General features: G+C 30.0%; 20 protein-coding genes. 13 read left to right on the top strand and 7 right to left on the bottom strand.

Translation table 11 applies throughout. The features are described from left to right. Positions 1–28: 28 nt before the first annotated feature. Positions 29–163 carry a hypothetical protein gene (locus AN960_RS25200; RefSeq protein ID WP_286131769.1) on the bottom strand — a complete coding sequence of 45 codons (135 nt, stop codon included), beginning with the start codon at positions 161–163 and terminating at the stop codon, positions 29–31. Positions 164–374: 211 nt separating this feature from the next. On the opposite strand from AN960_RS25200, the gene AN960_RS20650 reads away from it, so the two are divergent. Beyond that, positions 375–1,124 carry a metallophosphoesterase family protein gene (locus AN960_RS20650; RefSeq protein WP_082459622.1) on the top strand — a complete coding sequence of 250 codons (750 nt, stop codon included), beginning with the start codon at positions 375–377 and terminating at the stop codon, positions 1,122–1,124. 348 nt (positions 1,125–1,472) lie between these two features. Beyond that, the gene (locus tag AN960_RS20645) at positions 1,473–1,823 is read left to right on the top strand and encodes a hypothetical protein (protein WP_056475734.1); all 351 of its coding nucleotides are present in this window, start codon (positions 1,473–1,475) and stop codon (positions 1,821–1,823) included. A 235-nt stretch (positions 1,824–2,058) separates the two neighbouring features. Here the strand turns inward: AN960_RS20645 and AN960_RS20640 are convergent, their stop codons facing one another. Next, positions 2,059–2,283 carry a hypothetical protein gene (locus AN960_RS20640; protein ID WP_056475732.1) on the bottom strand — a complete coding sequence of 75 codons (225 nt, stop codon included), beginning with the start codon at positions 2,281–2,283 and terminating at the stop codon, positions 2,059–2,061. 266 nt (positions 2,284–2,549) lie between these two features. Between AN960_RS20640 and AN960_RS20635 the strand changes: the two genes are divergently transcribed. Then, complete coding sequence (locus AN960_RS20635) at positions 2,550–3,095, top strand: GNAT family N-acetyltransferase (RefSeq protein ID WP_056475729.1); 546 nt, start codon at positions 2,550–2,552, stop codon at positions 3,093–3,095. Positions 3,096–3,256: 161 nt separating this feature from the next. After that, positions 3,257–3,850 carry a DUF2441 domain-containing protein gene (locus tag AN960_RS20630; protein ID WP_056475725.1) on the top strand — a complete coding sequence of 198 codons (594 nt, stop codon included), beginning with the start codon at positions 3,257–3,259 and terminating at the stop codon, positions 3,848–3,850. Positions 3,851–4,449: 599 nt separating this feature from the next. Here AN960_RS20630 and AN960_RS20625 read toward each other — a convergent pair. Next, complete coding sequence (locus AN960_RS20625) at positions 4,450–5,265, bottom strand: lipid II flippase Amj family protein (RefSeq protein WP_056475722.1); 816 nt, start codon at positions 5,263–5,265, stop codon at positions 4,450–4,452. 718 nt (positions 5,266–5,983) lie between these two features. Between AN960_RS20625 and AN960_RS20620 the strand changes: the two genes are divergently transcribed. The 3 genes from AN960_RS20620 to AN960_RS20610 all read left to right on the top strand — a co-directional run bounded on the left by AN960_RS20620 (position 5,984) and on the right by AN960_RS20610 (position 9,217). Further along, on the top strand, positions 5,984–6,244 hold the full coding sequence (locus AN960_RS20620; protein WP_056475719.1) for a DUF2187 family protein: 261 nt from the start codon (positions 5,984–5,986) through the stop codon (positions 6,242–6,244). A gap of 1,065 nt (positions 6,245–7,309) precedes the next feature. Then, entirely contained in the window at positions 7,310–8,206 is an 897-nt protein-coding gene (locus AN960_RS20615; RefSeq protein WP_056475717.1) for an ABC transporter ATP-binding protein, read from the top strand. Positions 8,207–8,260: 54 nt separating this feature from the next. Continuing rightward, complete coding sequence (locus AN960_RS20610) at positions 8,261–9,217, top strand: ABC transporter permease (RefSeq protein WP_056475714.1); 957 nt, start codon at positions 8,261–8,263, stop codon at positions 9,215–9,217. A 79-nt stretch (positions 9,218–9,296) separates the two neighbouring features. Here AN960_RS20610 and AN960_RS20605 read toward each other — a convergent pair whose 3' ends face one another. Then, positions 9,297–9,932, bottom strand: coding sequence for a GntR family transcriptional regulator (locus tag AN960_RS20605; protein WP_056475712.1), 636 nt, complete (start codon positions 9,930–9,932; stop codon positions 9,297–9,299). 443 nt (positions 9,933–10,375) lie between these two features. Then, positions 10,376–11,023, bottom strand: coding sequence for a GntR family transcriptional regulator (locus AN960_RS20600; protein ID WP_056475709.1), 648 nt, complete (start codon positions 11,021–11,023; stop codon positions 10,376–10,378). 273 nt (positions 11,024–11,296) lie between these two features. Between AN960_RS20600 and AN960_RS20595 the strand changes: the two genes are divergently transcribed. The 4 genes from AN960_RS20595 to AN960_RS20580 all read left to right on the top strand — a co-directional run bounded on the left by AN960_RS20595 (position 11,297) and on the right by AN960_RS20580 (position 16,341). Then, positions 11,297–12,784, top strand: coding sequence for a spore germination protein (locus AN960_RS20595; protein ID WP_056475706.1), 1,488 nt, complete (start codon positions 11,297–11,299; stop codon positions 12,782–12,784). An 18-nt stretch (positions 12,785–12,802) separates the two neighbouring features. Beyond that, entirely contained in the window at positions 12,803–13,888 is a 1,086-nt protein-coding gene (locus tag AN960_RS20590; protein WP_056475703.1) for a GerAB/ArcD/ProY family transporter, read from the top strand. Then, on the top strand, positions 13,885–14,967 hold the full coding sequence (locus tag AN960_RS20585) for a Ger(x)C family spore germination protein (RefSeq protein WP_056475700.1): 1,083 nt from the start codon (positions 13,885–13,887) through the stop codon (positions 14,965–14,967). Before AN960_RS20590 ends, AN960_RS20585 begins: the two co-directional genes overlap by 4 nt. A 258-nt stretch (positions 14,968–15,225) precedes the next feature. Further along, complete coding sequence (locus AN960_RS20580; protein WP_056475697.1) at positions 15,226–16,341, top strand: GGDEF domain-containing protein; 1,116 nt, start codon at positions 15,226–15,228, stop codon at positions 16,339–16,341. A 77-nt stretch (positions 16,342–16,418) separates the two neighbouring features. Here the strand turns inward: AN960_RS20580 and AN960_RS20575 are convergent, their stop codons facing one another. Beyond that, a complete protein-coding gene (locus tag AN960_RS20575) occupies positions 16,419–16,913 on the bottom strand; it encodes a hypothetical protein (protein WP_056475694.1) in 495 nt (164 codons plus the stop codon). Between the two features lie 98 nt (positions 16,914–17,011). Between AN960_RS20575 and AN960_RS20570 the strand changes: the two genes are divergently transcribed. Further along, positions 17,012–17,593, top strand: coding sequence for a vWA domain-containing protein (locus tag AN960_RS20570; RefSeq protein WP_056475691.1), 582 nt, complete (start codon positions 17,012–17,014; stop codon positions 17,591–17,593). A 139-nt stretch (positions 17,594–17,732) separates the two neighbouring features. Next, positions 17,733–18,167 (top strand): DUF6526 family protein, encoded by a 435-nt coding sequence (locus AN960_RS20565; RefSeq protein ID WP_056475688.1) that lies wholly within the window; start codon positions 17,733–17,735, stop codon positions 18,165–18,167. 158 nt (positions 18,168–18,325) lie between these two features. On the opposite strand, the gene AN960_RS20560 is transcribed toward AN960_RS20565, so the two are convergent. Then, a complete protein-coding gene (locus AN960_RS20560) occupies positions 18,326–19,228 on the bottom strand; it encodes a DUF4240 domain-containing protein (protein WP_056475685.1) in 903 nt (300 codons plus the stop codon). Between the last annotated feature and the right edge of the window lie 600 nt (positions 19,229–19,828).

Below are 19,828 nucleotides of genomic sequence, written 5' to 3'. Positions count from 1 at the left end.
GCACCCCTGGAAAGCGCTCTTAGAAAACTCACTTCTTACAATCATAAGCAACCAAAGTAATATCCAATTCTTCTTCCAAATTCTCAATCTTACTCTTCGCATCACTAGTTAAATCTGCAATAAAAAAGTCATTGTTATTTAAATCTTTATTTTCATTACTCATTTCAAAAATCCCCTTTACCAAAATTTTACCTTTTCATTATTCCCTGCGGTAAAAAAACTATCCTAGATATAATTGGACAATTAAATAAAACTTTATTACGTAAAAAGGCAATAAGACGGATAACTTACTTTAGTAATTCATATTTGTTAAACTATTTATATTATTTAAACAATTTAGTGGGAATAATAGGTTTACAGAAGGGGTTGGATGTATGGATAAGGATACGGATACGGTATTTGCAATTGGAGATATACACGGCAGTATAAATGAATTAGAAAAATTACTTAAACAATGGAATCCAGATCATGAAAGGCTAGTGTTACTAGGAGATTTAGTAGATCGTGGTGAGAATCCATACGAGGTTTTGATAAGAGCGCAACAATTAGAAAAAGAATTCGGAGCGGTTGTTATACTAGGAAATCATGAGCAAATGTTATTGGACTGGCTTGAGCAACCTGAGTTTAAACAAGCGTATTATTACGGACAGGGTGGTTTAGAAACCATTAATTCATTTTTTAAATTTGAAATTACAAATAAAAGAGGTCCCAATGAAGTAGCGCAATTAATGAAAGAGCAATTTGAATCTGAACTACAATTTATTAAATCTAGACCATTGTATTTTGAATGGGAAAATTATGTATTCGTTCATGCTGGAGTCGACCTTAATCTTGAAGATTGGAAAGAAACGACTGACAAGGAATTTTACTGGATTCGCGATGCGTTCCACTACGGTAAAAATGAAACAAATAAAACATTTATTTTCGGTCATACCCCAACATCAATCCTTCACAAAACTGAAGGGAAATTCGATATTTGGTATTCACCTTGTAAAACGAAGATCTGTATTGATGGGGCAGCTGCATATGGTGGGATATTACATGGGATTAAGGTAAATAAAGATGGAATCATCTCAACTCATTCGATTTCTTCTAAAACAAAGTCTACAAAGTATGAAATATAATTTTTTTAAAACTTGAGAACTACAGTAATTATGTTTAGTAGAAAAGGAACATATAATAATCATTTGGTTGATGCTATCTATTGAATATTTCTTCCTGATTCTTGATTATCAATGTAATAGCCTGGTCAAATTAGTTGAAGTAAATGGAGTTGCCAAATTAACAAAATAGCTACTATTATATGTTTTTGGATTATTATGATAAAATTAAACTTATTCAAGTTCATTTTGAGGTAAATGATCATTTGAATAGGAAGAAGAGCTATCTATTATGAGCTCTGACCTTTAATATTTCAGAGGTTGACTTTCCGACTACAAGAGAAGCCACCATTGGCTAAGGAGGAATTGATAATGACGAAACTAGACCTACTGAAAGATTTTATTCTTAACAAAGAATTAGACATCGATGTATCTATACCTAATGAGGATTTTACAAATTTTTCATATAATGGATTTGATGCGGGGACAGTCTATAACAATGACACTTACAGAATTTCTGTAGCTCGTGGAACAAAGGTAGAACGACTATTCCGTAAACGTAAATACAAAATGAAGGTTTCTAAAGACAATAACAACAATCTAGTAGCAATCTTTGAACTAGAAAGTGCTGATGATTTTGTACAAGTTAAAACGCTGCTTCTAAATATGGATAAATTAGCTAGCAACGGACTTCGTGAAGAATTGAGCCGTACAGTAAATTAATATCATTTTATTATTTAATTTTGAATGCCTACAAAAAAAGATAAAGCTAACTGAGAACGTTGGTTAAATAATATAATCGAACCCACCAATAGATGGTGGGTTTTGTTTTATCTGATGTGCACATTTATTGCACTATTAAAGATGATTATTATGGGATGTCGATCGTCTCAAATGCGCTTTTATTATTATTTCCATCAGTTGTATAAATCCGAATGGTTTTCCCCTTGATTTCCGATTAATCAAACGGCATTTCTTCTGATTGATCCTCTGTTACAACTCCATTCTGATCTGATCTTTTAACAGCCATGTATGAGTCATCAATTGCTTCGAAATGAATTTGTTTAACGTTCGGGTCGCCTAATCGAGCATACTGAATGCTAGCTGATTCATTATTTATTGTATATGATACATCCTTGACTCCTTTTGGTTTGCTTGTAATGTTTGTCGTCCGAAAAAGCAATCGTTTTTGAATCTATGGTTTCATTAAGACTTGATGTAATCCGAACCTCTGCGATATACGCTTTATTTGGCGATAACCTGTCGTAGGTAGAAAGAAAGAATGAATCATTTTTACTATGAACAAAGAATATAAACTTTCTTTGTTCATAGATTTCCATCCTTTTTGTTATCTACTAAAATGTCAGTATAGTTCAATAAGAAGTATGAAGTAATAGGATATTTTTGGTAAAATATTTAAAAACGTTTTTTATTAGCGAGGGGAAAGAAATGTTAATACATAAGGTCGACGAAGATGTGTCGTTAAGAATGTTGAATATTAATGATGCTGAAGAATTTTATAATTTAACGATCAGTTCAAAGGCTTACTTAAAAGAATGGCTTGGTTGGTTAGATTTCATTGAAAGTGTAGAAGATACTGCTCAAAATATTAATGCAAGGTTGAAATCATTTGCTGAAAATGGTGGAATACCTAGGTCATTCGCTATTATTTATAAAGGGAAAATTGCAGGTACAATTGGTTTTAACGACATTAATAAGTTAAATAAAATTGGAACAATTGGCTATTGGTTAGGGGAGCACTTCCAAGGTAAAGGAATTATGTCAAAAGCATTTAAATCTTTAATTGATTATGGATTTAAAAATCTTGGACTGAATAAAATTGAAGTTAGTGTCGCTGTTGAAAATAACAAAAGTAGAGCACTTCCTGAAAGATTTGGATTCGTTGAAGAAGGTAAAATCAGGCAAGCAGAGTGGTTGTATGACCATTATGTAGACCATATTATTTACGGTCTATTAGTAAACGAGTGGTATTAAATTATTCAACTAAAGCAGTACATTAGCTAAACAAAAAATAAGAGGATAATCATTATTCGATCATTCTCTATTTCAATTTATGGTTGATTAGTTGAACAAAGGATTTATTATTTCTGGTAAAATAAGGATAATTAATGATGTATTCAAGTAGGAGACGAACTATGAAAGATAATGAAATATATGTTTATCACATTGTTACTAGAAAAAAAATGATCCTTGGGCAGATAATTGAATTCAACAGTGAACAGAAAAATACCTTATATAGCTTCTTTTTTGAAATGGAGCAATTAAATACTAAAGGTGAAGATTTCATACAGATTTTTTACAGACATTTTACTGAAACAGGTTTGAAACTGGATGCAGAAAACGCTGAAGTTGCTAAGAAGTATGTAGGTCAAACAACTAGGGCAATTAGAGAAGTAATTTTAGAAATGGTTAGACTACAAGAATATCCAGAATATCCGTCTAGACTGTCTTGCTTATACGCTGCCAAAAATTACGAAGATGCTTTGAAATGGAAGGGAATATTTGATTCGTTCAATAGAAAAGTTTTACAAATCGTTAAACTAAGCGTTAATGGGAGTTCCTTTGAAGGGGATGGAAATCTTTTACCAAAGGAAGATGGTGTACCATTTGCTCGGAAAATTGAACAAGCTAGAGAATATTGGAAGGGTAATGTTACTAATGAACTTCCTGAGCTATTAATTAATGGGAAAATTAAAGTAGTAGAAATAATTGATGATTTCGAAGTTTAATTGTTCTACTTTAATATAGATTTCTATTCAACTAAATCAGGGAGTAAGTTGACGACCATATTATTAATAAATAAAATTAGTTACTTAAGAGTGCAAGTATGTTTTTATAATTAATAATTTAGTTAAAGAATGTAAAAGTAATTATTATAATAATAAGCTTGGCTTTACTTTTAAGATATTAGGTAATGTTTTTTTGCTCAAATCTTTCTTTCTATATAAAAATATTAGCGATAATTTTGTTGATGCTGACTTCGGTAATAGAATTATAAAACTAAATTTCCTTACATAACTAACGCATACTTAGCAGACCAATCAAGAAAGGCAGCCAATGGCTGCCTTTTAATTTTAGTATTTGGTAGGGTAGTTCAAGAAGAAAATTTATTTTAACTCTTACTCCAAAAAGATTAATTAACCGTATCTTTTAATTAGGATTAATCATTTTAGAGATCTAATTGTTCTGCTCCTAAATCCCTTGAACCTAATATTATAATAATACCATTTTTCTTAAGCAACTAATCGCCATTTACTTGAATAAGAAAAAAGCTACCGAAGCAGCTTTGGGTAGTTCAACTAATTAATGCTTTAATTGAATAAGAGTTTTAGATCCACTTTGCAAACCAAGCAACATAATATGCAGCAGGAATAAATATAAGTTGAGACAAGATTGTACCAAAAAATTTAGAACTAATCATTGTGATCGAATAGCTTTTTAAGTAAATATAATCACTTTGTTTTTTCATTACTCGATCTGCTAAAACAGAAGCTTTAGGGTCAATAAATAATGTTAGTAAAATTGTAGATATACCATTAACAATTCCAGATGACATTAATGCCGCTTGAGCAAATTCTTTCGGTACTATCAATGATGCATAGATTGATGAAAGAACCGATATTGTGTATACAGATGTAATAATAACATTTACAACAAAAAGCCGTTTTGGAATCGTTTTTAATGTAATTCCTTTTAGATATGATAAACTTGGCACTCTAAAACACTTAACAATATTATTAAATCCATTACGATTACACTGACTAATAAACAGTCCGATAACTGAACCACGTTCATTTGATAACAGAATGATTGCCCTAGAAAAGATATTTACAAAAGTAGGAAATAGAAGTATTCCAAATAACACTCCAAGTGTAGTTACCCCAATTAAGATCCTATATTGTTCCTCTATAAAAGTTAATTTGTTAACATCAGGTGCTTTAGCAATGAGTTTTGCAGTCATTGGTTGCTGTATCATAGTAGAAAACCTTGAAACGATTACTAGTGTACTAAATAATGATAATGCGGTTGCAATTAGTTTCACTCTTGCACCCGAAATTCTGGTAGAATAAGCCAAAGTTTCAATCATTGTCACTATAAATATAAATACAGATATAATGACTACTTTTCCTGTAATAAATTCCATAATTAGCTCCTTAATCTTTCATAAAGTTGAATATCACCATATGAATTAGAGATATAAAATTATGTATTCTCTCTTTTAGTTAATTAATAGAATGTTTTCACCAAGAAGCTTTAACTGTAGTAACACACATAATTTATTTTACCTTATTTTCCCATTTACCACATTATTATTTATTGTTTCTTATGCAACTAATCTGCAAATTACTTAAAATAAAAAAAGCCACATAAAAGCAGCTCGTGTTGTTCAACTAAAGGACTGCATTAGTTGAATAGTTTCTTATTATTTTTTCTTTTTACAACATAGTCCCAAATGGAATAGACAGCACTTTGTGCAAATAGCAAGAAAAGTATCCAAACACTAATATTTTGCAATTCCGAATTTGTAACTATGATAACAATAGGAACAAAGATTAAGCTAATAACTAAAAATTTTATCATTTTATCCCCTCTGACCATTTTTTTAATTCCAATATTTTACAACTAAATTAACTAATAATATAAATTCTATATTAAAGATAATAGTCCTTTAATGCTTTTAATTAGACCTTACACTTCTCCATCATGTTCCCAATAAAAGAATATAACATTAGTTATCTAGCACTATTTATACACGGATTTTTGGGTACACAGTCACGATTAAATCTAGTATCCAGTTCACTTTTGAATATTCAGATATTTTAGTAATATTAAATAAAAGTAAATAAAAAGGTGATAAACAGATGTGCAAAAATAATAAAACAATCATAACAATGAATAAATATTATGTAAGACCTGGTGACGAAATTGAATTTATGCCAAAAGAGGATAAAGTAAGAGAAATCAGACCGAATTTTGTAAAAGGAGTTGTAACAAAAGTTCTTTCAAACTCTGTGATTGTAGATATGAGAAATGATCGTAACCATCGAAATTATTATGAACATGATCACACTGTAATCAATCATAAAAAGTATAAAATTTTAGCTCCTATTGCAAAAAGTTAAACAAACTTAATTTCCTAGAAAATAGCCTTAGCCCAAATTAAAGGGATAAGGCTATTTTTTTTTAACATTCTTTGGATTCTATAGGCCTATTTCTTCCTAACATTTTGCTTCATACTTTGAGAATAACAGTGACTATAAAATTAATGTAAAAAAGTTGCGATAAGGTGAAAACCTACAGCATTTTTTTTTCACTGAATTACCACTATTTATGTAAAAGATACTATTTGAACTATATTAGAATATTTATAGGTTGTTTTTCGCTCAGAAATCCGAACGAATTTGTTGATACTATCGTGTTAATTGATCAGAGAATATTTCCCCAAAACATTAATAAAAAGTAACAGAATATCATCGCACCTATCTTTAAAAATGACTTTCTATTTTGATATATACCATATATCCATAGCGTTGTAAAAATACAAAACCAATTTGTCTGAAAAGATAAGGATCATTGAGTACATCAAATATGTTTATGATTAAAAACAATAAAACTATTAAAATTGGTGCTACAACTATTAATACTGGCTGCTTCAGAATACTTACCACCTTTTATTATTTTTTAATCGGATACTAATTTACTAAATTATACTTTAAATTTTTTTTGAAAGGAGAATAAATTATGAAAGGAAAGTGAATCTTAATGTCAATAAATAAAAGATTAATTAATGAGAATAGTAGATTAGTTTTAGAGCAGGTAGAAACTGCTTTTTTTTGTTTTAAGAGGAACTAAGGAACTAATCGGGAATTACCACTTGTATTACAATCGATCATTCATATCATGCATGAATACATATGGATGCCACATAATTTTAAAATAATATAAGTCTACTTCTCGATTTACCACCCAATTGACTATATATAAACACACCACTTAATTCTTTTAACACGCTAAAGGTTTAGATTTCAAAAAACAGTGAAAAACACAAAAAATTGTAATATTTATCATAATTTAGTAATAATACATTACGTTTTTTAATAAATTCAGTCTTTAGACCGTTTTTTTCAATATCTTAAATTGTTAAAATAGAATTAGATTTAGAAAATATTGGAAATAAGGAGGACGAAATGAAAAAGGCAATTGTACAAATTAAGAACTTATCAAAGGAAATAAAGGGGAAGAAGATTGTTTCTGATTTAAGCTTTGATATTTTTGAAGGCGAAGTTTTTGGCTTCTTAGGTCCAAATGGAGCTGGTAAGACGACGACGATCAGGATGATGGTTGGTTTGATGAATATTTCTGAAGGTGACGTTGTCATTAATGGTCATAGTATTAAGTCCAACTTTGAAGAAGCAATTAAGAATGTAGGGGCAATTGTAGAGAATCCAGAATTGTATAAATTTCTAAGTGGTTATGATAATTTACTGCAATATGCTCGAATGGATAAGAATGTAACAAAAGAGAAAATTGATGAAGTTGTTGAGCTTGTTGGTTTAACTGGAGCTATTCGTCAAAAAGTTAAAACATATTCTCTTGGTATGAGACAGCGTCTTGGTCTAGCTCAATGTTTATTGCATGACCCGAAGGTTTTAATTCTTGATGAACCTACGAATGGACTTGATCCAGCGGGTATCCGTGAAATGAGGGATCACCTGCAGCTTCTTACGAAGAAAAAAGGAATGGCCATTATTGTATCGAGTCACTTATTAGCAGAAATGGAAATGATGTGTGATCGAATCGGCATTATTCAACAAGGTAAGCTAATAGATGTACAAACTGTAACAGAGCTTACAACTGAAGATGTCCAAACGTATTCAATTGAAGTGAATAATAATGAAACTGCACTAAAAGTGTTAGCTAAACATAATGCTCAGTTAGTTGATGGAGAAATACATATTGAATTAACGAGAGAAGATGTACCGAATGTAATTGAGTTGTTAGTCGAAAATCGCATTCGCGTATATGGATTTAAAGCAAATGCAAAAACATTGGAAGATCGTTTCTTAGAAATTACGAATGTTTAACAACTCTTTAATTTGTTGATGCTTTAGAATTTCAAAAAGAAAGGGACTTAGAATATGTTAAAATTGATTCAAAATGAATGGATAAAGATTATTAAAAGACCAGGTACAATAGTGATGGTTGCTCTCATTATTTTACTAGTAGGAGCTATGGGTTCATTTGTAAAATATAATGAACATAAAAAAGAGCAAAATGCAGACCCGAATTGGAAGCAAACATTACAAGTACAAACTGCAGAAGATAAAAAACAATTAAAAGGTATAAATGATAAAAATGACCCTGAAAGAAAGTATTTAGAACGATCAATTGCAATTAATGAGTACAGAATAGATCATAATATTTCACCAAATGAAAAGACAAATGTTTGGACTTTTATGGATGTTTCATCAAGTTTAATTATTTTAGTAGGACTATTTACGATTATTGTTTCTGCAAATATTGTGGCGAGTGAGTTTAATTGGGGTACGATTAAGCTATTACTAATCCGTCCGTTTTCTAGAAAAAAAATAATTATGTCAAAGTATTTAACTAGTATTCTATTTGGTTTTGCTATGTTATTTATATTATTTTTAGTTTCGAATCTACTTGGTTTAGCACTTTTTGGTACAGGAAGTGGGAATACTTCATATTTAGCATATGTCGATGGCCATGTTGAAGAGCAAAGTAGACTGATCTATTCTGCAAAGCTTTACGTAATGAGTTTCATCGAAACATTTATGCTTGCTACGATGGCGTTTATGGTTTCAACAGTATTTAGAAACAACACAATTGCGATCGGTATTTCAATTTTACTATTAACAGTCGGAAATACGGTAACAGTTATTTTGGCTGGATTCTTTGATTGGACAAAGTTTATCTTATTTGCCAATACAAACTTAATGCAGTACGTCAATGGTAATCCACCAATTGAAGGAATGACAATGACATTTTCAGTAATTGTATTATTAGTCTATTTTGTTATTTTCCTTGGATTATCATTGGTTGTATTTTCAAAACGAGATGTAACAGCTTAAATTGTTAGTGTTTTTTTAAGTACTAATTTCATTGAAAAAGCCTTATTCGAAGTGAAGAATAAGGCTTTTTTTCATGTTTCTAAAATAATGATTGTATTTTTTCTTTCATCATTTCATTATACAGGTTCAATGCTTGGTCATACTCTTTTTCTTCAAAAAATTTAGTTAATTCTTCGTACTTCTTAATATGATTTTCAACTGAACTTCTTCTATAGGAATAATATTTACTTGCAATAATCTCAAATTTATTTTGTAAAGCTCCGATTGTTTCCATCATTAAATCATTTTGGCTTGTTTGTAAAATAAGATTATGATAGCGATTTGCTTCTTCGTAGTATAAATCATGCTCTTCATCAGCAACCGCATTTTTCAATAACTGAATGCATTCATTCATTTCATAAATTGGAAAATCAAGCATTTTCCTTTTAGCTTTTTCAATGCTTCCAATTCCTAAAAATAAACGACATTCTAAAAAATTTACGATATCAATCAATGTAATTTGAATGTTTTGTACCATTGAGCCCTGGTTTTTAAAATGTTTAACCAAACCAGTTGATTCCAATTTGACAAGCGCCCTTCGGATAGGGGTTCTACTCATGTTCAAATCATTTACAAGTGATGCTTCAGTTATATAAGTACCAGGAGAATATTTACCTTGTATTATAGATTTTTTTATTTCTTCATAAGCTTTTTGTTCAAGTGTTATATTAGGCAATAAACTCACCATCCTACTTTCGGTGTTATTTTTGTGCACAGCGAAACAAGAGTGCGATTTGATCTAAAACCACTCATGTTTCGTTAACGAGCCACTATACTCACAATTCTAATGTAATGTACCGCAGCTTTCACTAAACCTTTTTTCTAGATTGAAGAAAAGAAAAAGTGTTTGAAATAGAACGAATATTATACACAAAGTATACAATAAAATTGACAAAATAGTATAGAAAAATATTTATTTCAATAATATGGTAAAAGAAGAGATTATTTAATAGGATTTATCAATTTGTTTAATGAAATGAGAGGAATTTTTGAAGTAAATAATTCGAGGTATTATTAATTTTGTATAAAGATTGTATACAACAAAAGTCATTATAAATACATTATCGATAATCATTAAAAAACATCTAAAGCCTTAAAAGCTTTAGATGTTTTTACACATTAGAACATTAAATCCATAAATGCTTCCTCTTTAAGTTGAGTTAAAATTTCAGTCGCTTTATCAAATTCAGATTTTTCCACACAATCAATAAGAGAGTTATATAAGTCTAATGTGTTTGGGATTCTATTTTTTCTTACATTAAATACATTAGATGACGTTGCTTCTTCAGTAAATCTTTTCCATAAATTATCAAGCATTTCGATGATTAAATTGTTTTGAGAATTTAGTAAAAATGTTTTATAAAACTCAGTTAACGCACTGTGATATTTGTGGGCATCATCTTGATGATATGCTTTTTCCATAGAGGCAGTAATTTCTCTAAGTAGTTTAACATTAAATGGAGTATGCTTCCTTTGGGATTTTTCTACACAAAATACAGCAAAGCACCATTGAATTTCAATCATATTTATTATTTCTTGTAAAGTGAAATGAGTATATGTAACAGTCGTTCCATGAAAGTTATTATGTGATAACAACCCTTCGGATACAAGTCTTCCAAGTGCTCTTCTAATCGGTGTTCTGCTCATTTGTAATTCAGAAACAAGTGCAGTTTCTTTCAAATGCATACCAGTTTGATACTCACCTGATAGGATCAATTTTTTTAATTTTTCATATGCAATTTGTTCTAAGGTTTTCTCTTTTGCCATTTTATTCTCCTACTATAAATGTATTAACTATTTCAATAAAAGATCTTCTTAGTTTAATCCTTAATAGTATACATTAAAAATCCAATTGATAAGCTTTATAAAAAAATATTTCAATTTTTTGTAATGAAACAAAGGTAATTTTTAATCTATATATCGGTTTAAAATACCAACTTTATATGTTCAATGAATTAAACGATGTATTTTCTTCCATTTATTAGAATAGTTTCCATTCCCTTATCAAATCATAAAATAAAATCAAAATAGGGGAACGGTATGAGAACTTATAAAGATGGTATGAAAAAAGATTCCTCAAATGAAAATTGGATTGAAGAATTATCGAAATCAAAGGATTTTATTAAATTTAAAACTTCTAGTGATCTACAGAATGACAGTTATTATAGTGTGTATTTTTACCGAACGTTAATTAGGTCTGAGATCATGCATGAACAAATACTTCCATATTTGACAAAGAATTATACGCTTGAAGAATTGATGTCTCAACTTCCAGTTCAACAACTTACCATTACTTCAGATAGTTCTAAAATTAAAAGTAAACTGCTAAAGGGCTATACGGCAATTCAGTATGGTGATAATTTAACTGATTCTTTACTTGTTAATATTTCGAATAATGTATCCAGAACAATTGGTCCTCCTATAATGGAAGCTACTACTCTAGGTCCACAAGTTGGATTTGTAGAAGATATGGATGTAAACATCAATTTAATTCGAAATAAATTACCAATATCTGATCTTTATATTGAGGAATTGGTAGTTGGGAAGCTATCAAAAACGAGTGTTGCTGTTATCTATATAAGTGGAATTGCTGATGATGAAAATGTTAATACAGTTACACAGAGGATAAAAGATATCCAATATGATCATATTCCGGATAGTTCATTTATTTCGTCTATGATTGGTGATAACACGCATTCTATTTTTCCACAATCGATTCCAACAGAAAGACTTGATCGGACAGTCGGAGGTTTAACTGAAGGGAAAATCGCCATTGTTGTTGACGGTTCTCCAAATATCCTTCTTACACCGGCTTTAATAGATGAGACTTTTATTGCGATGGAAGACTACTATGTCAATTGGGTACTCGCTACATTTTTCCGTGGTCTAAGAATGTTCGGTTTTGCACTTTCGATTTTCATAACGGCTTTTTATGTTGCAGTTTTGACCTATCATTATGAGCTAATTCCACCTCGCTTACTTGAATCATTAGTCATATCTAGAGCATCTGTACCATTTCCTCCAATTTTTGAGGTGTTATTTTTAGAAATTACGATCGAGTTAGTAAAGGAAGCTGGACTTCGATTACCATCAAAAATTGGACAAACCCTTGGTATTGTTGGTGGTATTGTAATTGGGCAAGCTGTTGTAGAAGCTAAGCTTACGAGTAATATTCTCTTAATCTTAGTAGGACTTGGTACACTTGCATCCTACACATCTGCAATCTATAAATTTAACAATACGATTCGATTTATAAAGTTTCCAGTCATCATAATGGCTCAGCTAATTGGGCTTTTAGGGATTTTTATGGGCTTTATCTATTTAATGACGCACTTGCTCCGATTAACCTCTTTAGGAAGACCCTATATTGGAACGTATCCATTTAGGAAAACGTCATTTAATGATTTGTGGATTAGATTACCATTTTCAAAACAGAAAAAAAGACCTGCGAATTTAAGACCAGCTTCACTTTTTCGATCAACAAATGATATAAAAAGACCTGGTCCACCGAGTGATTTTGATGAATAAAAAAGGGGAGATTTATTAATGGCATCATATAGAAGACAACAAGTTTCACCGTATCTCCTATTTTTTATTATTACAAGCTCTCAAATAGGTGTTGGTGTTTTAGGGTTTCAACGAATCATCGCAAAAGATGCTGGTTATGATGCGTGGATTAGTGTCATAATTGCTGGGTTTGTTGTTAATATAATTGTTTGGTTTATGTATAAATTGTTAGTGAATGCAAAAGGGGATATTATTGATGCCCATAAGCAATTTTTTGGTAATATTATCGGACCAATCTTAAGTTTAGTCATTCTAACCTATTATGTAATTTTATCTATTTCTGTTTTAAGATTATATATTGAAATCATTCAAGTTTGGATGTTTCCGTCTATATCAACGTGGCTATTATCGAGTATCATTTTATTATTATGCTATTACATCGTATCAGGCGGTTTTCGTGTAGTAGTCGGAATTGCATTTCTATCTGGAATCTTTACAGCAGCGCTTTATGCTTTGCTATTTCATTTGCCACATAAATATATACATATGGATAATGTTTTACCTATTCTTGATCATTCGTTTAAAGATTTGCTATTGTCTGCAAAAAATACAATTTATACAATTTCGGGGTTTGAAGTATTACTAATGGTTTTTCCATTTATTCGAAATGGAAATTCTTCTCAAAAGTTTGCACAATGGGGAATCGCTTTTTCAACTTTAGTCTTTACTTTATCGGCTTTTACAACATTTTTACTTTTAAGTGAAAAACAAATTGCACATGTAATCTGGGCGAGACTATATATAGCTAAATTAATTCATTTTCCATTTTTAGAAAGATTTGAATATATACTAATTTCCAGTTTTTTAATTAAGGTTATTTCAATTTTAGCTCTATTATTATGGAGCTCAAGCAGAGGTTTAAAATTAATTTTTAAATGGAAGCAAAAGTATACATTAATATTGATTAGTGTAATTAGTTTCATTGTTTGTCAATTACTTGAAACTCGATATGAAATTAATGCATTTGCAGATTATACAAGTAAAATTTCTCTATACATTTTTTATGTTTACATACCACTTTTTTCAATCCTTTTTATGATCATGAAGTCTGGGAAAGCAAAATGAAAAAATATCTTCTATTATCTATTATTTGTATTGGATTATCTTTAAATGGCTGTGCACTTGTACCGTCTGCGAATGTAAATGAACTAAATATTATTGAAGCAGCTGGGTTTGACCTTCAAAAACCGAAACAATTGAAAGGGACTGTTGTTTTTCCTGTGTTTCGGCCAACTGGACAGATCGAATTTAAAGTGTCTTCTGCAAGTGGAGAAACAATAAAAAAAGTAAGGGAAAGATTAGATAGCCAAATGAGGTATCGGTTAATGTCAGGTCAGATGCGAGTTGTTACATTCGGTCTGGACTTAGCCAAAAAAGGTTTTTTTCCAATTGTTGATACGTTTAATCGGGACCCGGCCGTTGGGAATATCATACAATTAGCGATCGTTGATGGTGAATCAAGTGATTTACTTTCATTAAAACAGTATAAAAATGAAAACATAGCTTTATATCTTCACGATCTCCTTGTACATAATTCGGAGGCTGGACCTTTTCCCTATACCGATTTTTCAACGTTTGTCTATCAATATTTTGAAGTAGGGCAGGATCCGTATTTACCGGTGTTAAAAATAGTAGATGACAAAATTAAATTGAATGGTATTGCAACTTTCAAAAGAGATAAACTCATAACAATTATTCCATGGAAGTATGCTTTCATTTTTAAAGGAATGAAAGAAAATTATAAACAAGGATTACATCAGTTCAAAATTGATGGAGAATATGTAGCAATTGATAATATAAAATCTAAAAGTAAATATGATATTAAAATCAAAAAAGGAATACCAGAGTTTACAGTTCATTTGAAGATGAATGCCAGAATTCAAGAATATACCGGTGAAAAACCAATAGTATTACCTAAACACATTAAACAAATAAGTAAAGCAATTAAAAGAGATATTGAAAAAAATGCAAAGGAGCTTATGTCACTCCTTCAAAAAAATAATGTAGATCCGATTGGTTTCGGCTCAAAATTAGAAGCACATCAAAGGGACTTTGATGGGAAAAAATGGAGGAAACAGTATTCGAGTGTAAAAATTAAAGTAAAGGTTGATTTAGATATACTTCATACGGGAATTGTTGAATAGGATTATTTTTCGAATGAACAACAAAGAACTATTAAAGCGCGAATGGAACTAAAAAAGGACGTCTTAAGGTCAGGAATTATGGGCTTAATGACGCCTTTTTTTATGACCTTCTTTCTTCAAAAATGAAAAGTTTTATTGTGTTAAAATTGTATACAAACTCCTTGGGAAGTATGTTAATATAATATTGCAAGAAGGGTAAGAATAAGAGTATTTAAGTACTGATGTATTTTAATTTTAAGGTAATTCCTGGAGGGGATTATGCTTTTTAAAAATATTTTCATAACACTTACAATCATCATTAGTTTTTTCTATTTAACCTCTTTCATCTTATGGGGAGAAGCAAGACAAAGGTTTGCAGGAAGATCGAAATTAAAAGAATTTTTTATCGGGATTCTATTGAGTGGATTAACGATTTTATTATTAAATTTCCCAATTTTCACAGACCATGGAACAAATATTCAAATTAAAGCACTTGGAATGGAAATTGCAGCAATCTTTTTTGGGAATATTACTTTAGTAACAATGTTCTTTTTCGATATTATTGCTTTTTATTTTATTAATGGATTTAACTATGTTTACTTAATTGATACACTTTTGCTATTATTTGTTTTACTTTTTGGATTTTATATGAATTATCAAAAATGGGATGAAAAGAAAAGAATTCTTATTTTGACCCCTATTATCATTTTATTTAAATGTATTGGTTTTTATTTAATCGATAAATGGATGCTAAGACCGATTGGTGACATTGTAGTTGGAAGGTTACTTCAAACGATGGGGTTTTGGATTTTAATGTATGTTCCAGCATTATTATTAAGTTACTTTATAGCCTATCAAACACGTAATACAGAAATAAAATTAAAGAAAATGGAAAACATCGCAAATTTTGATAGTCTAACCGGACTATATAATCGTAGATATTTTGAAAAACAACTTTTAAATGGATGTTCTAAATCCTATGACACATCATTACCAATGACATTATTAATGATTGACGTGGATTATTTTAAAAAATATAACGATCTATATGGTCACCCAAAAGGTGATGAATGCTTAAGAAAAGTAGCAACTAGTTTACAATTAGAGACGACAAGCGAATCGGGCATTGTTGCACGGTATGGTGGAGAGGAATTCTCAATCTTATTACCGAAATCAGATTTGAATGATGCAATGAAAATAGCTAATCGTTTATGTAAAAATATAAAAAAATTAAAGATTGAACATGAGCAATCTGAGAAAAAATTAGTTACATTAAGTATTGGTGTCGCATCAATGATTGCTGAAACTGAACAAGATTACTTAAAGTTAGTGAAGCAAGCTGATCAAGCATTATACAAATCAAAGCATAATGGAAGAGATCAAGTGAGTTGCTAAAAAAAGAATAAGGTTAAATGAAAAAACATCTATTTATCACTTCAGAAAAAGGTGATTTAAGATGTTTTTTTGCTGCTTTATCTTATTAGTGGATTTAAATTAAAATGGTTCAATGCTTCGTTAACTAAATCGATATCATAAATGTTCTTCTCTAAGAAAAATTTTATGACTAAATCATTTAAATCGCTGTCTGATAATGTATAGCCTGCAGAACTTAAGAGTTCGCTAACTTCAATTTTATCTAATTCAAGTGCTAGTGATAAAGCGATTATTGTATTTTTCTTTGGAAGGTAATTAGGAATGGAGCGGATTTTTGAAAAATGTTTTCGATCAATGCCCGCCTTTTTATAGATTGATGGATCACTGACATTTTTTTTATCAATAAAGCTAAATAAGAGCTCTCTAAATGTTGGTTTCAGTTTATTTTTAATAAATGCTTCAATCTCTATATTTTCTAAAGGCTCAGCAGCATACACTTCATTTTTACTAAAACTTATTTCTTCTATTTTTACTTCTTCTAAATGGCGTTTTACATATATTTGTAATTCAAACAATAATTCTTGGTTAAGCATTTTAAAATACCCCTTCGAAAATGTCTCTTTTAAGGCGACCTACCTACTAATTAATTCAGTTACTATTATAACATCAAGAATTAAGGGGCTGATTTAGAATGAACAGTAATAAAACAGAAATTATATTTTTAATCGATAGAAGTGGTTCAATGGCTGGACTTGAAAGTGATACGATCGGTGGATTTAATTCATTTATTAAAAAACAAAGTAGTTTTGATGGAGAAACAAATGTAACAACAGTGCTTTTTGACGATCAATATGAAGTCTTATGGAGCGGGATAAATGCACATGAAGTTAAACTAACGGAGAAAGAGTATTTTGTAAGAGGGTCTACCGCACTTCTAGATGCAGTAGGTAAAACCATCTTAAATGTAGGTAACAGATTGTCTTTATGTAGCGAGAGGGAAAGACCTGGTAAAGTCATCTTTGTTATTACGACTGATGGGTTAGAGAATGCGAGCGTTGAATTTACGTATAGTAAAGTGAAACAGCTTATCCATCACCAACAACAAAAGTATAATTGGGAATTTATTTTCATGGGTGCAAATATAGATGTAGCAAAAGAAGCAAGTAGCCTAGGGATTTTAAAAGAAAATGCTTATACTTTTGAATCTTCTAATGAAGGTGTTGAAAATATGTATAGTGTAATATGCGAAGCGGTGTCAGAAAAAAGGATTTAATTTTATTCAAATCTAGTAAGCTTTTTTAGCTTACTAGATTTTTTTATTGTAAATAAAAATTCTTTAATGATAAAACAGCAGTTAGAATAATAATGTTAGAATAGGGTACATAAAACACATTCAGAGGAGAGATGTACATATGAAACAGCAAAGCTTAGATCATCACGTTAGATATCATCCAGTTTTCCACTTTTTTGGAGCACCATTAGCGTTAATCACGCTCATTGGTTCAATCGTTAACTTATGCAGCGCGATAAAAAATAGCGATCATATTTGGTTAGCATTATTTATTTTAGTTACTTCGCTTTTATTAATTGTTTCGTTTTTTCTAACAAGACTTTATTCGAACAAAGTGCAAGACCGTGTCATTCGAATGGAAGAAAATTTTCGTCACTTTACGCTAACTGGTAAACCGTTAAATCCTCAATTAACAATGGGGCAAATCATTGCATTACGATTTTCAAGTGATGAGGAATTTGTAGCGTTAAGTGAAAAAGCGGTAAATGAAGGTCTGAGTTCGAAAGAGATTAAACAAAATATTAAAAATTGGCGAGCGGATGAGTATCGCGTTTAATTTTGTGTTAGGGACCTAGTTTAGGTCCTTTTCTTTTTTAGAGGGGGTTTGTTAAATTGAAATGTTGATTTTTGAACTAAAAAAGGTTGTCTAATTAGACAACCTATTGGAACTCTTATGTAATTAATGCATGCGTTAGGAAAAGCATTTTAACATTATTATTTCCAAGCTTCAACGTTCGAGAATGTTTCATAATCACAACCTGAAATGTATTCAAACTCTTTACCCATTCGTTTTGAATATGCTTCTGACGCTAATGATAGTAATGGCTCAAAAGAGTTATTCTTTGTCATTTTTTTGGGGTTATTTAAAACCAACTCATAAAACTCTTGACCTTTAGCAACAACAAAGCATCTACTATATAAGAATAAATCTGGAGAGAAATTAGATTCATCTTCACTAAATGAATTTTCACCGATGTTTTTGGCGTGTTCTTTTGTATCTAATAAATAAAGCTTATACGCAAGATTTTCTTCAAATTGTTTAATATCCTTTACGCTTGTTTTTGAAAGTTTTTCAATAGCTGGACTTAGAATTTCTTCATCATGTTTAGCATTTTCAAGTTCAAAAAGTGAAATGATTGACCAAAATGTATCATCATTCATCATTTTTTTAGGTTTTTGAGGTTTTTTTAGAAATTCTTCTCTTTCTTTAATTTGCTCTTCAAGAATTTCCCTCTCATAATTTTCACGATCATGAAGCCATCGCCATTCATAATAGACAGGGTTAGCTATACTTGGATGCCATTTTCCACCGTATGATGAACTTACTAATCCTTTTTCATAATCCGAAACATGAGAATTTCCTATATATATCATATCTTTGTGCAACTTTCCATCTTTCCAAAGTAATTCTTCTTCATTTTCATAAAGAAATCTATTTGATCTCAAAATCTCATTTATTTCTTTGTTTTCTAAGGTTGGTAATTTAATGTCAATATATTTTGAAATATAAATTAAATATGATTTTTCTATTCTATTGATAACTTTAACTGTGCCATATCTTCCATCAGGTAATTTACATGCATAGATATCTCCAAGTTCTATACTTTTATTTCTCATATATTTTTATATCCTCCATCTTTTGCAGTCATCTTTATCTAATGTATCTAATAATTCCATTTAACTATTATTACATATTATTATTTGAACTAAAATTTGAAATATATCCCCTTTTCTTATTTAACTAAACTGCCATTTAGTCCAATAAAAAATGACCGACGAATCGTCGATCATGTTGTTAAACTAATTCATTGCGTTAGTTGCATATTACCTATGAAGTTTTTATTAATTAATATTTATAGATAACAAAGAAAAACAAAAATGTTGGAAATGTAATAACACTTATCCATTTTGGAAATTTCATATTAAATTTACCTAATATTTTTCTGATAATATCCTCAAATAAAACAATAAAATTTAGCATCAAAAACAGCATTAAAAAGATTAATCTAAAAGAACCTTTTTGTGAAAATAATGAACTCAAGATCAATAGGAAAAAAATCTCAGCTAGAAATTCAGCTAAATCATATTTTCTACCATTATTTTTAAAAAGCCACTTTATATATTTCTTTAATAATGTCATGACTCGATTCTATTCCAGGAATTGCCACAAGAATGGCTGAACAAATTTTCGCTGAAATTGGAGCAAATGTTGGCGAT

Source organism: Bacillus sp. FJAT-25509 (genome assembly GCF_001420605.1).
In the GTDB taxonomy this organism is placed as follows: Bacteria; Bacillota; Bacilli; order Bacillales; family Bacillaceae_G; genus Gottfriedia.
The sequence above is the reverse complement of the archived record's forward strand: the minus strand, read 5'-3'. Positions and strand labels throughout refer to the sequence as shown.

Excerpts from the sequence above, each read along its gene's own strand:
- AN960_RS20625 (WP_056475722.1), bottom strand. The coding sequence starts at position 5,265 with ATGGAATTTATTACAGGAAAAGTAGTCATTATATCTGTATTTATATTT.
- AN960_RS20645 (WP_056475734.1), top strand. The coding sequence starts at position 1,473 with ATGACGAAACTAGACCTACTGAAAGATTTTATTCTTAACAAAGAATTA.
- AN960_RS20635 (WP_056475729.1), top strand. The coding sequence starts at position 2,550 with ATGTTAATACATAAGGTCGACGAAGATGTGTCGTTAAGAATGTTGAAT.
- AN960_RS20570 (WP_056475691.1), top strand. The coding sequence starts at position 17,012 with ATGAACAGTAATAAAACAGAAATTATATTTTTAATCGATAGAAGTGGT.
- AN960_RS20575 (WP_056475694.1), bottom strand. The coding sequence starts at position 16,913 with ATGCTTAACCAAGAATTATTGTTTGAATTACAAATATATGTAAAACGC.
- AN960_RS20630 (WP_056475725.1), top strand. The coding sequence starts at position 3,257 with ATGAAAGATAATGAAATATATGTTTATCACATTGTTACTAGAAAAAAA.
- AN960_RS25200 (WP_286131769.1), bottom strand. The coding sequence starts at position 163 with ATGAGTAATGAAAATAAAGATTTAAATAACAATGACTTTTTTATTGCA.
- AN960_RS20585 (WP_056475700.1), top strand. The coding sequence starts at position 13,885 with ATGAAAAAATATCTTCTATTATCTATTATTTGTATTGGATTATCTTTA.
- AN960_RS20610 (WP_056475714.1), top strand. The coding sequence starts at position 8,261 with ATGTTAAAATTGATTCAAAATGAATGGATAAAGATTATTAAAAGACCA.
- AN960_RS20600 (WP_056475709.1), bottom strand. The coding sequence starts at position 11,023 with ATGGCAAAAGAGAAAACCTTAGAACAAATTGCATATGAAAAATTAAAA.
- AN960_RS20565 (WP_056475688.1), top strand. The coding sequence starts at position 17,733 with ATGAAACAGCAAAGCTTAGATCATCACGTTAGATATCATCCAGTTTTC.
- AN960_RS20650 (WP_082459622.1), top strand. The coding sequence starts at position 375 with ATGGATAAGGATACGGATACGGTATTTGCAATTGGAGATATACACGGC.
- AN960_RS20615 (WP_056475717.1), top strand. The coding sequence starts at position 7,310 with ATGAAAAAGGCAATTGTACAAATTAAGAACTTATCAAAGGAAATAAAG.
- AN960_RS20590 (WP_056475703.1), top strand. The coding sequence starts at position 12,803 with ATGGCATCATATAGAAGACAACAAGTTTCACCGTATCTCCTATTTTTT.
- AN960_RS20620 (WP_056475719.1), top strand. The coding sequence starts at position 5,984 with ATGTGCAAAAATAATAAAACAATCATAACAATGAATAAATATTATGTA.
- AN960_RS20560 (WP_056475685.1), bottom strand. The coding sequence starts at position 19,228 with ATGAGAAATAAAAGTATAGAACTTGGAGATATCTATGCATGTAAATTA.
- AN960_RS20595 (WP_056475706.1), top strand. The coding sequence starts at position 11,297 with ATGAGAACTTATAAAGATGGTATGAAAAAAGATTCCTCAAATGAAAAT.
- AN960_RS20580 (WP_056475697.1), top strand. The coding sequence starts at position 15,226 with ATGCTTTTTAAAAATATTTTCATAACACTTACAATCATCATTAGTTTT.